At 42.4% G+C, this 15,398-nt stretch carries 12 protein-coding genes; 8 read left to right on the forward strand and 4 right to left on the reverse strand.

Going from position 1 to position 15,398, the window contains the following annotated elements; all coding sequences use genetic code 11:
• Positions 1 to 98: 98 nt before the first annotated feature.
• From porX to NAF17_RS14710, 3 genes are all read left to right on the forward strand, one after another.
• Positions 99 to 1,652: a T9SS response regulator signal transducer PorX gene (gene porX / locus NAF17_RS14700; protein ID WP_252758761.1), complete on the forward strand. Its 1,554-nt coding sequence runs from the start codon at positions 99 to 101 to the stop codon at positions 1,650 to 1,652.
• A gap of 121 nt (positions 1,653 to 1,773) precedes the next feature.
• The gene (gene tsaE, locus NAF17_RS14705; RefSeq protein ID WP_252758762.1) at positions 1,774 to 2,193 is read left to right on the forward strand and encodes a tRNA (adenosine(37)-N6)-threonylcarbamoyltransferase complex ATPase subunit type 1 TsaE; all 420 of its coding nucleotides are present in this window, start codon (positions 1,774 to 1,776) and stop codon (positions 2,191 to 2,193) included.
• A 49-nt stretch (positions 2,194 to 2,242) separates the two neighbouring features.
• Positions 2,243 to 3,469 (forward strand): alanine dehydrogenase, encoded by a 1,227-nt coding sequence (locus NAF17_RS14710; protein ID WP_252758763.1) that lies wholly within the window; start codon positions 2,243 to 2,245, stop codon positions 3,467 to 3,469.
• Positions 3,470 to 3,550: 81 nt separating this feature from the next.
• Here the strand turns inward: NAF17_RS14710 and NAF17_RS14715 are convergent, their stop codons facing one another.
• On the reverse strand, positions 3,551 to 4,162 hold the full coding sequence (locus tag NAF17_RS14715; RefSeq protein ID WP_252758764.1) for a phosphoglycerate mutase family protein: 612 nt from the start codon (positions 4,160 to 4,162) through the stop codon (positions 3,551 to 3,553).
• A 59-nt stretch (positions 4,163 to 4,221) separates the two neighbouring features.
• On the opposite strand from NAF17_RS14715, the gene NAF17_RS14720 reads away from it, so the two are divergent.
• From NAF17_RS14720 to NAF17_RS14730, 3 genes are all read left to right on the forward strand, one after another.
• Positions 4,222 to 5,253, forward strand: coding sequence for a YihY/virulence factor BrkB family protein (locus tag NAF17_RS14720; RefSeq protein WP_252758765.1), 1,032 nt, complete (start codon positions 4,222 to 4,224; stop codon positions 5,251 to 5,253).
• A gap of 78 nt (positions 5,254 to 5,331) precedes the next feature.
• Positions 5,332 to 6,570 (forward strand): aspartyl protease family protein, encoded by a 1,239-nt coding sequence (locus NAF17_RS14725; RefSeq protein ID WP_252758766.1) that lies wholly within the window; start codon positions 5,332 to 5,334, stop codon positions 6,568 to 6,570.
• A gap of 79 nt (positions 6,571 to 6,649) precedes the next feature.
• On the forward strand, positions 6,650 to 9,259 hold the full coding sequence (locus NAF17_RS14730; RefSeq protein ID WP_252758767.1) for a zinc-dependent metalloprotease: 2,610 nt from the start codon (positions 6,650 to 6,652) through the stop codon (positions 9,257 to 9,259).
• 82 nt (positions 9,260 to 9,341) lie between these two features.
• Here the strand turns inward: NAF17_RS14730 and NAF17_RS14735 are convergent, their stop codons facing one another.
• Positions 9,342 to 9,614: a hypothetical protein gene (locus NAF17_RS14735; protein WP_252758768.1), complete on the reverse strand. Its 273-nt coding sequence runs from the start codon at positions 9,612 to 9,614 to the stop codon at positions 9,342 to 9,344.
• A gap of 204 nt (positions 9,615 to 9,818) precedes the next feature.
• On the opposite strand from NAF17_RS14735, the gene NAF17_RS14740 reads away from it, so the two are divergent.
• Together NAF17_RS14740 and NAF17_RS14745 are read left to right on the forward strand one after the other, a co-directional pair.
• Positions 9,819 to 10,691, forward strand: a complete 873-nt coding sequence (locus tag NAF17_RS14740) for a collagen-like protein (RefSeq protein WP_252758769.1) — start codon at positions 9,819 to 9,821, stop codon at positions 10,689 to 10,691.
• Between the two features lie 234 nt (positions 10,692 to 10,925).
• Complete coding sequence (locus NAF17_RS14745) at positions 10,926 to 13,883, forward strand: outer membrane beta-barrel protein (RefSeq protein ID WP_252758770.1); 2,958 nt, start codon at positions 10,926 to 10,928, stop codon at positions 13,881 to 13,883.
• A 61-nt stretch (positions 13,884 to 13,944) separates the two neighbouring features.
• Here the strand turns inward: NAF17_RS14745 and NAF17_RS14750 are convergent, their stop codons facing one another.
• Both NAF17_RS14750 and NAF17_RS14755 read right to left on the reverse strand, forming a co-directional pair.
• Positions 13,945 to 14,319 carry a response regulator gene (locus tag NAF17_RS14750; RefSeq protein ID WP_252758771.1) on the reverse strand — a complete coding sequence of 125 codons (375 nt, stop codon included), beginning with the start codon at positions 14,317 to 14,319 and terminating at the stop codon, positions 13,945 to 13,947.
• Positions 14,320 to 14,453: 134 nt separating this feature from the next.
• Positions 14,454 to 15,221 carry an exodeoxyribonuclease III gene (locus NAF17_RS14755; RefSeq protein ID WP_252758772.1) on the reverse strand — a complete coding sequence of 256 codons (768 nt, stop codon included), beginning with the start codon at positions 15,219 to 15,221 and terminating at the stop codon, positions 14,454 to 14,456.
• Between the last annotated feature and the right edge of the window lie 177 nt (positions 15,222 to 15,398).

Below are 15,398 nucleotides of genomic sequence, written 5' to 3' on the forward strand. Positions count from 1 at the left end.
TAAGCACGGTCTATTTGTTAATTAATGTTAATCCTTTGTATATTTTTACAACAAAACATACCCGCTAAAGGTTATAAAAGGGTAAAATTAAATATATTATGCAGGATACTACTATATTATGGGCCGATGACGAAATTGATCTGCTGAAACCACACGTTTTATTCTTAACCGAAAAGGGATATAAAATAATAACCGTTACTAACGGCAACGATGCCATTGAGGAATTTAAAAAGCAGTATTTTGACCTGGTTTTCCTGGATGAGAATATGCCCGGCCTAACCGGACTGGAAACACTACAACAAATAAAGAACATCAATAACGATATCCCTATTGTACTGATCACCAAAAACGAGGAAGAGTATTTGATGGAGGATGCCATTGGGTCGAAAATTGATGACTACCTGATAAAGCCCGTACACCCTAAGCAGATACTGCTTACGATAAAGAAACTCACCGAAAATAAAAAGCTTGTTGGCGCTAAAACCACCATGGCCTATCAGCAGGATTTCCGTAACCTGGGTATGACGCTTAACGATAACCTGAGCTACCAGGAATGGGTTGATGTTTACAAAAAACTCATTTATTGGGAACTTGAACTGGAAACCCTGGAGGATGCCGGGATGCACGAGATACTGACCTTGCAAAAAGCTGAAGCCAACGTACAGTTTTGCAAGTTTGTAGAACGCAATTATTTGAGTTGGATAAAAGACCCCGAGAACGGGCCAACATCATCACCGCAGTTATTTAAGAAAAAGGTGTTCCCTAAGCTGGATGGCAAGGGCCCGGTTTTCTTTATATTGATCGACAACCTTCGCTACGATCAGTTTAAGATCATTAACCCTATTATATCAGAATACTTTAGGTTAGAGGAAGAAGATACTTATTACAGTATATTACCAACGGCTACACAATACGCGCGTAACGCTATTTTCTCGGGCTTAATGCCATTGGAAATGGAAACCCGTTACCCACAAAAATGGCAAAATGACGAGGACGAAGGCGGGAAGAACTTGTTTGAAGCCGATTTTGTTGCCGACCAGCTGAAACGTGTTTTGCGCCGCGAGGTTAAGCACTCTTACCACAAGATCCTGAATATTGATGAAGGCCGTGCCTTGAATGAATCGGTAAATAACCTGATGAATAATGAGCTGAATGTGGTTGTTTACAATTTTGTGGATATGCTTAGTCATGCCCGTACAGATATGCAGATGATTCGCGAGCTGGCGAGTGATGATGCGGCCTACCGCTCACTAACACTCTCATGGTTTGAGCACTCGCCGTTGTTCGACCTGTTGAAATTCCTGGCATCAAAACAGTTAAGGGTGGTTATCACAACAGACCACGGTACCATTCGTGTTAAAAACCCCAGCAAGATCATCGGCGACCGTAATACCAACACTAACCTGCGTTACAAACAAGGTAAAAACCTAAATTATAACGCCAAAGAGGTATTCCATATCCGTAACCCGCATGATGCCATGCTACCAAAGCTGCACGTAAGCAGCAGCTTTGTATTTGCCAAGGGCGATAGTTACTTTGTATACCCTAATAACTATAACCACTTTGTTAATTTTTATAACGAGACCTTTCAGCACGGTGGGATCTCGTTAGAAGAAATGATTATCCCGATAGTAACCTACGGGCCGAAATAGGAATTGAAATATTAAATTCACCCCGTTATTGCGATGTACGAAGCAATCCCCTACTTACAGAGCGGCTCTGTAAAGCAAAGAGATTGCTTCGTACCCCGCGATGACGTTAGGGGATTAAACTATGGACTTACACATCACATCAACCGCCGAACTACCCCAGGTAGCATCGGATATATTAAACTTCGCCGGCGATACCCGCATTTTCCTTTTTTACGGAGATATGGGTGCGGGCAAAACCACGCTTATTAAAGCGCTTTGTTTACAATTAGGCGTTTTAGATGCGGCTACCAGCCCTACGTTTTCTATCGTAAACCAATACGAAGGGCAGGATGGCCCGGTTTATCATTTTGATTTTTACCGGTTAAAAGATCAGAATGAGGCGCTTGATATGGGCTACGAGGAGTATTTTTACTCGGGCAATTACTGTTTTATAGAGTGGCCGGAAAAGATTGCTAATCTTATTCCCGATAGCTATACCGGTGTGCGCATCCATGTTATAGATGCCACCAGCAGGCAAATAAGCGTTGAAAACATTTCATAAGCAATCCTGTTTTTTTCTTATCTTCATCATCCGGAAAAAATAATGTAACATGAGTACAGGGAAATACAGCGGGTTTTCAGATGTTGCCAGGCAGGCAATGATGCAACCCCAGGAATCGATGCTGGAAGTTAAGAGCAAAAAAGACAAACTTTATATTGGCATCCCCAAGGAGGTCTCCTTCCAGGAAAACCGGATCCCGCTTACCCCGCTATCGGTAGCGTTGCTCATCAACAACGGCCACGAAGTGATGCTGGAAAGCAACGCCGGCCAGGCCGCCAACTTTACCGACAACAATTACAGCGAACAAGGTGCCCAGATTGTTTACGACACCAAAAAAGTTTACGAAGCCGATATCATCATTAAAATAGCCCCGCCTACTATGGAGGAGATAGAAATGATGAAGCCCGGGCAACTGCTTATATCTGCCCTGCAGCTATCAACCCTAAAGGCCGATTGCGTGCACGCCCTGATGAAGAAAAAGGTTACCGCATTATGTTTTGAGCATTTAGAGGATGAAGGGGGCTCCTTGACTGTGGTTCGCGCCATGAGTGAAATTGTGGGTGCAACATCCATACTCATCGCTGCAGAATACCTGAGCAATATTTTTGAAGGTAAAGGCCTAATGCTGGGCGGCATCACCGGTGTACCCCCAACAGAAATTGTGATAATTGGCGCAGGTACTGTAGGCGAATACGCAGCGCGTACCGCCATTTCTTTAGGTGCACAGGTTAAGGTTTTTGATCCGTCTATTTATAAGCTTCGCCGTTTACAAAATAATATTGGCACACGGGTGTTTACATCGGTGGTGCAACCCATTGTATTAGAAAAAGCCATCACCACCTGCGATGTTGCGATTGGTGCCATCAGGGCCGATGACGGGCGCAGTCCTCAGATCGTATCTGAAACTACAGTAAGCAAAATGAAACCAAACTCGGTGATTATTGATGTGAGTATTGACCAGGGCGGCTGTTTCGAAACATCAGAAGTTACCAACCACACGCACCCGGTTTTTCGCAAGTACGATGTGATTCATTATTGTGTTCCTAATATTGCTTCTCGTGTGGCACGTACCGCAACATATGCGCTAACCAATATATTTGCACCTATCTTATTAGATATTGGCGAAATGGGCGGGCTAAAAAATGTGATCTGGCAAAAGGCAGGCATCCGCAAGGCGGTATATATTTACCAAGGGCACCTCACCAGCAAACACATGGGCGAGCGTTTTAATATCCCTTGTAAAGATCTTGACCTGCTGGTGGTATCAAATCATTAAGGGAATCAGGATAATAAGAGTCAAAAGACAAGCCAAAAAAGGATATTGCTCGTTTCTTGACTCCTGATTTCTTGCCTCTATTTAGTAGTTGGTAAACGGCCTTACGGCTTCCGGATGGTTAATCTCCGGCTGATATTTTTCAGGGATTTCATTCGTGTGGTGTTTTTCGCCATAGTAATCAATAGCAAGTTCTCTCTTCCCGTTATCTTTTATGGTTATTTTAAAAAGCATATCGTAATCTTCCTCATCCAATGATGAAGGAAAAGGTACATCGGCACCAAAAGCTTCTAAAAGTTTCATTACCGTGTTAGAATGTCCAATAACTAAAACATTTTCGCCCCTAAAATTTTTGATGATGGCTTTGGCAAATACATTTAAGGCGGTATCTACATAAACGCGCGGCAATATTTTGGCTTTATAAGCCAGCGGTCGGGCGGTTAAGCCAGTTCGTTTATACTTGGTTACGTATATGGCTTTAATGTGTTCACCCTTTAATTCCTTAGCTAAAGCTTCGGCGCGTTTGGTGCCTGCCGCGCTTAAAGGAGGGTCTTCATCTTGCTTAATATGGGTCACTTCTTCGGCATGGCGAACGATCCAAATAGTGGTTTTTTGCGCCGAGGCACTAAAAGTGCTTAGCAACAAATAAATAAACAATACCCTTAAAAATTTAGCCGGCATCATTACAATTTTCATAAAATGGTGTTATATGTTTTTATAATACAAGGCGCTAACAAATATATTCGATTTTTGATATGAAATTTTTCAGTAAAGAGTATTTAAAACAACTGTGGAAAGTATTAATGGCCACCTTCAGTGGTTTTTCTGACGATAATGGTTTAAAACTAAGTGCGTCATTAGCATATTATACCGTTTTTTCATTAGCGCCTTTGTTGTTATTAATACTTGCCCTTGCCGGGATATTTTTAAAAGACGGCAGTTATCGCCAGGATTTTTACGACCAAATCCAGCATTATATTGGTAAACAAGGTACGTTGCAAATCCAAAGCACTATAAAATCGCAGGATATTACCGGCAAAAGCGGGATTGGTTTAGCCATAAGCATCGCTACATTGTTATTAGGTGCCAGCAGTATTTTTATCGAAATACAAGACTCTCTTAACACCATATGGCGCGTTAAAGCCAAACCTAAAAGGGGGTGGGTTCAAATGCTCAAAAACAGGTTCCTTTCTTTTTCGCTGATCGTTAGCCTTGGCTTTTTATTATTGGCTTCTTTACTGGTGAACATCATTATAAGTGCCGTTAGTGATAAGATAGTTACATTCTTACCTAAACTATTGGGCAAAGAAATTGCCGGGGTTGTTGGTGAAACATTTTTATTTACAGTTAATTTTGGTATCACGCTCTTGGTTATTTCTGTTCTTTTCGGGGTTATATTTAAAGTGCTTCCGGATGTTAAGATTAAGTGGAAAGATGTACGTTCGGGAGCAATATTTACGGCCATTCTTTTCATCATTGGCCAATATATTATTAGTTTATATATACAATATACAGCGCAGGGGTCGGTATATGGTACCGCCGGGGCGCTTATCGTGATCCTTGTGTGGATCTATTACACCGCCGCTATATTATATATCGGTGCCGAATTTACCCAGGTTTACGCTGAAGCGCAGGGTAGCCGTATTGAACCTGCGGCATATGCTGTTGTTGTACAACAAACCGAGGTGGAAAGAAAGCTCACTACGCTGCCACTGCAAAACCCAGAACTGCGCGGAGCCCTAAAATGCGACGACGACAAAGACGGGAAAAAGCCGGAGGGCTGTTAGTGCAGGTGACTGGGGGGCTAAACTATTGTGTTATTTTTTATAAAATAAACTGTAGATTTAGCTTCCAATCCAAACCAGGTGTCAGCCGGCCTATACAAATACTCAACGTTTAAACAGGTATGGCTCTTCGTCATATTAAATTGCCTTTTCCTATCGGCAAATGCCCAATCATTTGATGTCGACAGCACCCACAAGTATGTAGACATACCCTTTAAGCTTGTCCGTAACATGATGATCGTCAAGATCAAAATAAACAACAAGGGCCCCTTCAATTTTGTTTTGGATACAGGTGTTGGGTTGATGATCATTACCGAGCCTAAGCTGGTTGATTCTATCGGTCTCGCATCAAAACGCACCATTAAATTAGCCGGGCTTGGCGAGGGCGATGCTTTTGAAGCATATGTTACCCCGGCATTAAATGTTGGCATCCCCGGGTTGGTAAGTGATAATGTTTCTGCAGCTATTTTAAAAACAGATTACTTTAACCTCTCCGGTTATGTTGGCATGCCCATTCATGGCTTGTTGGGGTACGAGTTTTTTAACTCGCTGGCGGTAAAAATAAATTTTACCGATACAACCATGAATGTTTGCCGCCCTAAAGACCTTAAGCCATTTAAAAAAAGCCAGAAGATCCCTATTAGTATAGAGGATAAAAAGCCTTACATGCAAACTAATGTTAGTTTCCCGGATGGTACAAAAGCGGTAAACAAATTTGTGATAGACCTTGGCGCAGGGCACCCCCTCTCTATCGAGAATATGGTGCAGAAGCATGGTTTGCCAAAAAAGGCTATTCAGGCAAATTTAGGTGTCGGGCTTAATGGACCAATAACAGGTTACCTAAGCCGCGTTAAAGAGATTGATATGGCCGGGTATAAAATCAAAAATATCATTACATCTTTCCCCGATAAGGATTATGTGCAGCGCACGGCAAGTGTACCACGTGACGGTAACCTTGGCATTGGGATCCTCAAAAGGTTTAACCTGGCTTTTGATTATACAAACGGATTGCTTTTTATTAAATCGAACGAAAAATTCAATGTGCCGTTTGAGCATGACATGAGTGGGATAGAGTATTTTATGGCCGGTGAAAATTATTTGCACCTGATTGTTGGCCGTATTGCACCCGGCTCGCCGGCTGATGAAATTGGCCTGATAAAGGATGATGAAATTACCTCCATTAATTTTAAACCGATATCAAAAATGACTGCGGAGGAGATAGACGGATACTTTAAAACTACCGAGCGGAGCCTGCTGCTGGAGATCTATCATGATAAAAAATACGACCGCGTTATCATCAATTTACGCCGGCGCATATAATTTGCATGTAACTAATATGTTGCGATAGGTTTCTAAAAAAATTATTCCATATTTTTAGCCTTTACTAATTAACTTAACGATGAATACACCTTTACGGGTAAATACTTACCTGGGCATTGCATTTTTTGCTATGGCAACAATTGCAAGTTCATGCGCCACTAAAAAAGCGGCAGACAGTACGGTTACGCTTAAAACCACAACTACCCCGGGGGGCTCTACCGCCACCGCAACAATTGGCGCCGCAAAAAAAGAAAGCATCAAAAAATTCAGCGATCTTATTGGAAAAGCGAAAGCCGATAGCGGCCTTTTCAATACTTATAAGGTGGATGGTAAATATTACTTTGAAATTCCTGATAGCCTGTTGAGCCGCGAAATGCTGGTAGTTACCCGTTTTGTAAAAACGCCAACCGGCTTAAAATCTTTTGGCCAGCAGTATGGCGGTGAAGAGGTTAACAACCAGGTTTGGAAATGGGAGCGCCACGATAAGCAAGTTTTTATACGCGTACCAAGCTATTCGGTAAGGGCCGATAGCACCAGCGATATGTACCAATCGGTAAAAAACTCGAACCTTGATGCCGTGCTTGCCGCTTTTGATATTAAAGCATACAATAAAGATACTACAGGGGTATTGGTTGATGTAACCGACCTTTACAATGGTGATGTTGCGGCAATAGGCTTGCCCGAAAACATCAAAAAAATGTACAAGATAAGCGCGCTGGATAATACCCGCTCGTATATTGATACCATGAGGAGTTTCCCGATCAATATCGAGACACGCACTCTTAAAACTTATCGCGCTACAGAGTCGCCAACGGATAATACCAATGCTGCGGTAACATTTGAATTAAATACCTCGATGTTGCTGTTACCAAAAACGCCAATGAAAGCGCGTGTAATGGATGCCCGTGTTGGCTTTTTTGGCCAGCAACAAACAGATTATGGTACCGATGCCCAAAAAGCTGATGCAACCGCTTACATTCACCGCTGGAAACTTGAACCTAAAGACGAAGCTGCCTACGCCCGTGGCGAACTGGTTGAACCCAAAAAACAAATTGTTTACTATATAGACCCTGCTACGCCTAAAAAATGGGTGCCATACCTTATTGCCGGCGTTAACGACTGGAACAAGGCTTTTGAAGCCGCTGGTTTTAAAAACGCTATTGTTGGTAAAGAAGCCCCAACTAAAAAGCAAGACCCTGAATTTAGCACCGAGGATGCGCGTTACAGCGTGTTACGTTACTTTGCCTCAGATGTTCAAAATGCATACGGCCCGCACATCTCTGACCCTCGCAGTGGCGAGATCCTGGAGAGCCACGTTGGCTGGTACCATAACGTAATGAGCTTATTGCGCAACTGGTTCTTCATTCAAACGGCGGCGGTTAACCCTAACGTGCGTACGGCTAAATTTACCGACGCGCAAATGGGCGAGTTGATCCGTTTTGTGTCATCGCATGAGATTGGCCACACCTTAGGCCTGCCACACAACTTTGGCTCGAGCTATGCTTACCCGGTTGATTCGTTACGTTCAAAATCATTTACGGATAAACACGGTACTGCACCATCCATTATGGATTATGCCCGCTTTAATTACATAGCACAGCCCGGCGATGGCGTTACCCACCTTTACCCTCAAATTGGCGAGTACGATCTATGGTCGGTTAAATGGGGATATAGCTTCTTCCCCGGAAAGAAAACCGCAGCGCAGGAAAAAGAAATGTTAGATGTTTGGACTAAAGAAAAAGCCGGTAACCCGCTTTATTACTTTGGCCGACAAGGAACCTCTATCGACCCGCGTTTACAAAACGAAGATTTGGGTGACAACGCCATGAAGGCAAGCACCTACGGTATTGCCAACTTAAAAAGGATCCTTCCTAATATCGAAAAATGGACGTACCAAAAAGGCGAGGACTATGATGATCTGGTAACTTTATACAATGAGGTTATTGGCCAGTATAACCGCTACATAGGCCATGTTACTACGAATATTGGTGGCATGAACGAAAACTATAAAACATACGATCAAAAAGGTGCCGTTTACGGCTTTGTAAACAAAGGCCTGCAGCACGATGCGGTTATGTTTTTAAACCAACAGGTGTTTACTACACCAAGATGGTTAATTAACAATGCCGAATTAGCTAAATTTGATAATGGCGTTGTTATTGGCCGCATCAAATCACTACAGGTAAACGCGGTTGCCAATGTTGTTAACCCATCGCGCATGGCGCGGATGTTTGACAACCAATCAAAAAATGGTGCTACAGCTTATACAGTTGCCGATATGTTTAATGACCTGCATACAGGAATATTTGCTAAAGGAACGCCTGATGAGTTTAAACGCAACCTGCAACGCGGCTATGTAGATCGTTTAAAAACACTGTTGAACGATGATGCAAGCGCAAGCTTACCGATTGCTACATCAGCACAACTTGCAAGCTTTGGATTAACACCTATCAACATTGCACTGTCAGACATTAGGCCGATGGTGCGTGTAGAACTTGCCAAAATTAGCGCAAGCCTGCCTAAAGGCGGGGATGCGTTAACCACGGCACATTATGCCGATTTGCGTTTACGTATTAAAGAAGCCTTAAATCCAACCCGCCCAATTGTTAATGTTAGCGGTGGCGTACCGGGCCGTTTAACAGACGAGGTTTCCCCTGCTGACGATAGCTGCTGGCCGGCAACAAAATAAAATCTGCTTAAAAAATCACAAGCCTCCCGATGCAAATTGGGAGGCTTTTTTATTGCCTCATTTTTAGAGAATAAATTAAATATTATTTAAGCTGACTTATGTTTTCAAAAAAAGCGGTTTGCAGGTCAAGCAAAGTTTTAACGCTTACCTTTTCACCATAGGTATCAAAGCAAAGGAATTTTGCTTTTGCATGGTCATTATCTTTCCACTTTTCAAAAAAGTTGAAAGTTTCAAAGAAATAATGGTTGGTGGTTATCTTGCTTTTTTCACTTGTTTGCGATGTATTTAGCCTGAAACCAAACGCATCTATCCATTTGTGCACTTTATTGTGCAGGGTACCGTTAAAATTATTCATAGGTTAAATATTTTTAATGTTTAACGAAAATATCATGCCAAAAGCTACACTTTAAACGAAATACTTGTTAACAAACGTTGAGTGTTGATGTGGATATCTATACGTATAATCAGGCGCATTTTAAAGATATTTTATTCCACATTAATAAATTTTGAAACCAAATGTTAATAACTCCGTACAACACCCTACACTCACAAAAAAAATATGAAAAGAAACAGACTTTTATTAGCAACTATAGCACTTAGCCTATTAACAGTAGGTGCGTGTAAAAAATCTACAACTCCGGGCCCTCCGGGTGTAAAGGGCGAAAGCGGAGCAACTGGTGCTACAGGTGCTACCGGAGTTGGAGGGCCACAAGGCGCTACGGGCGCAACCGGCGCTACAGGAGCAACGGGTGCAACCGGCGCTACAGGTACAGCGGGCCCAGCAGGGCCACAAGGCCCGGCAGGCCCGGCAGGAGGACCAGTTGGCCCAACAGGTGCAACTGGTGCTACCGGCCCTCAAGGGCCTCAGGGAGGAACGGGAGCCATAGGTGCCACAGGCCCTGCAGGTACAAATGGAGCTAATGGTACCAACGGTGCAACAGGTGCTATTGGCCAAGCAGGTGCTGTCGGTCAAACAGGCGCTACAGGTGCTACAGGTGCACAAGGCCCCGCAGGCGCAACGGGACAAACCGGTGCAGCCGGCCAAAACGGCCAAAACGGACAGGACGGCAATGCTAACGTGCAAAGCTTTTTATTACCAAGCCGCTCGGTAACATTAACAGGTTTAACGAGGTTAAATGTACCTGCAATTACACAAAGTGTAGTTAACCAGGGTTTGGTTTTGGTATACTTTAGGGTTACCGGATCTGGAACCGGTTATTACGCGCTGCCATACAGCGAAAACGACCGCAATTTAAGCGTATCTAACTACGGTGTTGGTTATGTAGATGTTAAAGCAAACTTTACAGCAACCGGTTTAGACTTTAGGGTTGTGGTTATAGCAGGCACATCATTAACAACATTATCATTAACACACCCGGGCCTAAACGTGAGAAATTTTAACCAGGTAGCTTCTATCTTTAGGCTGCAATAGCCACAAAATATTTGCGTATAAATTTATACGACACATTTAAAATTTTTTTACAAAGCCCTCCCGACAACTGTTGGGAGGGCTTATATATTTTTGTACTGTAACAATCCTATTGTTAGCATATTAAAATATGTAACAATGCTATGATTATTAAATATATAAACCGAATAAAGTGAACATTTGCGTATTAAATGTGTCTATACGATACTGTAACAGCCCCTTACGTATAAAAAGATTATGAAATACCTTTATTTAATATTCGTAGTAGTTTGTTTAAATACCTTTAATGCGTCCGCGCAGCAAAGGTCAATAAGCGGTACTATTATCGATTCTACCAAACTATCCCTGCCGGGCAGTAATATCAAATTACGTAACGAACTTGGCGATAGCACCGTAACCATAGCAGATGTGAATGGCAAGTTTACCTTCCCATCGGTAAAGGGCTCTAAAATAACGATTGTTATCAGCTCAATAGGTTACGATGGCCTTATCAAACACTATAATCTTCCTGCGGATGGTAAAGCCATAGTGCTTGATCCTATATTGCTGAAATCATCTGTCAGGCAACTTGGGCAGGTTACCATTGTAGGTATTAACCCGGTTGTTTTTAAAGAAGATACGGTGCAATATTCAGTATCGGCATATAAAGTGCGCGAGAACGCCCCTATTGAGGATGTTTTGAAAAAGATCCCGGGCCTTGATGTTGCCAAAGACGGTACAGTATCATCGCAGGGAAAGCAAATAACAAAAGTGCGCGTAAACGGTAAAGACTTTTTTGGCGGCGACGTGCAAAGCGCTACCAAGAACCTGCCTGCTGATGTAATAGAGAGTGTACAGATTATTGATGATTACGGCGACCAGGCAAACCTTACCGGTGTTAAAACCGGCGAACCGGCCAAGATCTTGAACTTTACCATCCGTAAGGATAAAAACTTCGGTTATTTTGGGCAAGCAACAGCCGGCGAAGGCCGCGATTGGTTGCCTAAGCAAGATGGCGCAGATGTTAAAAACGATAATCGATACATAGGCCTTGTAAACTTTTTTAAGTTTAAAGGCGACCAGCAGATCTCCGTTTTAGGTAACCTTAACAATACTAACGTAAACACATTTAGCTATGGTGCCGCAACAGGCGCAGCAACCGGTGGCGGTGGTTTTGGCGGCGGCGGCGGCGGGGGTGGCGGCGGTCGTGGAAACGCGGCACGTGGCGGTTCATCGGGTTCTACAACCAACGCAAATGGTATTACCAATGCACGCTCAATAGGTTTAAACTTTAGGGACCAATGGGCTAAAACATTGTCTGTATATGGTAGCTATAGTTTTAGCAACAATACTACCTACACAAACTCTACAACGTTGCAAAACAATAATTCGGAAATAAACTCGAGCCAAAGCACGCAAAAGAGTCAGGAAACAAGTATGCCAACAAACCACCGGTTTAACTTTAACCTGGAATGGAAGCCAGATACGCTTAACTATTTAAAAGTAACCCCAACGTTTACCTACACAGGTACTAATGTTACCAGCATCGATGACCTGTCGTTATCAAGGAAGGGAATCACAAGCCTTGCGTATACATCAAACTCGGTTAGTAATTCAACCGCGCCAAGCTATGGCCTAAATGGTTTTTTTAATCACCGTTTTAAAAATAGCAAACGTAATTTGTTATTTGGGTTTAATGTAAGCACCAATAAAAGTTCGCAGTTTGATAACCCTATAAATGATTATACCGTTGGTGTAACTAACTTGCCGAAAAACCAGGTTATCTATACCGATACCCGTACCAATACCTATGGCTTAAACATGTCTTACCAGGAACCTATAGGTAAAGTTTCTTTCCTGGAGCTTAATTACGCCTTTAACCACAACTTTACATCAAGCGATAAAGAAACGGATACGCTATACACCAGTAACCCCGACCTTTACCACAATTATGCATTATTAAGTAACAACTATAATTATACTTTTACTACTAATCGATTTGGCCTTAACTACCGCGTGGTAGAAAAAAAGTATAACCTAACATTGGGTGTAGGTGCGCAACCGGCTAAGCTTGACGGGATCAATTTAACCAATAACGTATCTACAAGCGTATCCACATTTAACATCATCCCGGCGGCAAGTTTCAATTATAACTTTAGCAGGAGCCAGGCTTTGCGTTTTAATTACAACGGTAGCAGCAACCAACCAGCGTTTAATCAGTTACAACCGGTACTTGATTTCTCGAACGCTTCATACCCGGTACAGGGTAACCCCAACTTAAGCCCCGAGTTTGCAAATAACCTTTCTTTAAGATATAATGCGTTCAGTTTTCAAACTGGTAATATATTCCTGGTTGGCGTAAACTTTTCGCAAACTGATAATAAGATAGTACAAAACATTATCAATTATGCCCCGAATTTTACCGCAGCCGCAATAGCAGCCGATCCAAGCCTGATAAATTTCAGGAATACTACACTTGTTAAATACCTTAATACAAGTGGTTATTATACTGCCGGTGCTAATTTAATTTACTCTAAACCCTGGAAAGAGCGCCGCTACACTTTAACATTTAATGCTAATGCTACTTATACCAATAACATTGGTTTTTCGCAAAGTGTAGATTCTTTAAACGTGATGACGCCTATAGCAAAAAATATTGCCAAGACCATCAGCTTAATCCCGCGTTTAGGTTTCAGGACTAATATTACCGATATAATTGATGCAGAGTTATACGGTAGATATACCGTGAGCAAAACCAATAATTCGTTAACTACATTAGGCAACCAAAACACAAATATCCGCTCAGTTGAATTAGGCTTAAACGGTAAAAACTATGTTTGGAAAGACTGGACAATTAGCTACGATTATACCAAAACATTAAACTACGGTTACGATGCGGCCCTTAATATTAAAAACCCTAATATTTTAAATACTTATTTAGAGCGCAGGTTTTTGAAAGATCACCGTGGTACTCTGCGTTTGGCAGCATACGATTTATTTAACGAGAACACAGGTTTTGCTACCACTACCAACGGGAGCACTGTTACACAAACTAATGTGAACAGGCTTGGCCGTTACTACTTGCTAACCTTTACTTTGCGCCTGCAAAAATTTTCTGGCAAGGCCCCTACAGCTGACCCTAGCCGTGGTATGAGAGATGGCGGTAGCAAACCAGGCGGAATGGGTGGCCCTGCTCCGGGCGGTGGCCCAATCTAATTTGTTATAAAACAAAAAACCCATCCGTTTGGCGGATGGGTTTTTTAATGCTTTAATGTTTTTAGTTTTTTATAAGTACCGAGTTGACCACCTTTTCCAACTCTTCCAAATCAAAAGGTTTGGCCAAATAAGTTTCGGCACCGGCGTGGTCAGCAAGCAATTGGATGTCACTATTGGCAGAAAAATATACAACGGGTATGTTTTTAAGCACCTCGTCTTTTTTAAGGGTTTGGGTAGCAATAATGCCACCCGCATCGGGGATCCAGTTGTCCATCAATATCACATCAGGGGATATCCCGCTAACTTTTTCAGTAATATCGTTGCAATCTGTAAAGGTAAAAACCTCCCAGCCTTGTTCTTCTAATATGTAACTACAGATCGATAGAATGTCTTCATCATCGTCAAAAATGATGATCTTTTTTGTTTTGTCGTTCATGTGTAAGTAGAAGCGTGAATCTATACATAAGTTTTAAAAAAAGCAAATTTTTTAATTTGAAATACAAGGCAAAATCAAGCATTATACAACGATGCTTTTTAGTTCCGAAAAAGACCCCCTATGCTTGGATTTTCCTAAAACTCCAGCTCCAGCAAAACCGGGCAATGGTCCGAGTGCTTTGCTTCGGGCAATATCGCGCAACGCTTAATATTATCTTCCAATTCTTTACTCGCCATGGCGTAATCAATACGCCAGCCCAGGTTTTTACCGCGCGCTCCCGAGCGGAAACTCCACCAGGTATAATTGTGCGGCTCTTTATTTACATGGCGAAATGTATCTACAAAGCCCGACTCCACAAAGTTCTCCATCCACTCTCGCTCCTCCGGCAAAAAGCCGGATGAGTTAGCATTTGATTTTGGGTTATGGATATCGATCGGTTTATGGCAGATGTTATAATCGCCGCATATAACCAGTTTGGGATGTTCAACTTTTAGTAAGGTTAGGTATTTGCCAAACTCGTTCAGGAAACGGTACTTGAAGATCTGCCTTTCATCGCCGCTTGAACCTGACGGGAAGTAGGCGCTCATTACAGAAACTTCGTCAAAATCTACCCGTATACAACGGCCTTCACGGTCGAAATCGGGAATACCACAGCCGTATTCGATGTGATTTGGTGTGATTTTGCTAAATATCGCAGTGCCGCTGTACCCTTTCTTCTCGGCCGGGAACCAATAATGTTTATAGCCTAATGCATCAACCAGCCCCAATTCTTTTATTACCTCTGGCGTTGCTTTAATTTCCTGTAAACATACCACATCGGCATCGGTAGCCTGTAGCCAGGCCAACCAATCTTTACTAATGGCAGAACGGATGCCGTTAACGTTATAAGTTATGATCTTCATGGTGTTTATATATTACGGTGATCCTGTATTTTTCCATTTAAAAATGGTGGCAGCATTTTGTCACCACGTCAATTTAAAAGAATTTGATTATGAGGCAATTACAAATGTTTTCGTGTGTTCGTTATCGTTAACGTGAACATTTGGCCCTTTTTAATGTCGCACCAACCAGGGTGAATA

Origin of the sequence: Mucilaginibacter aurantiaciroseus (genome assembly GCF_024055595.1) — a bacterium.
Lineage (GTDB): Bacteria > Bacteroidota > Bacteroidia > Sphingobacteriales > Sphingobacteriaceae > Mucilaginibacter > Mucilaginibacter aurantiaciroseus.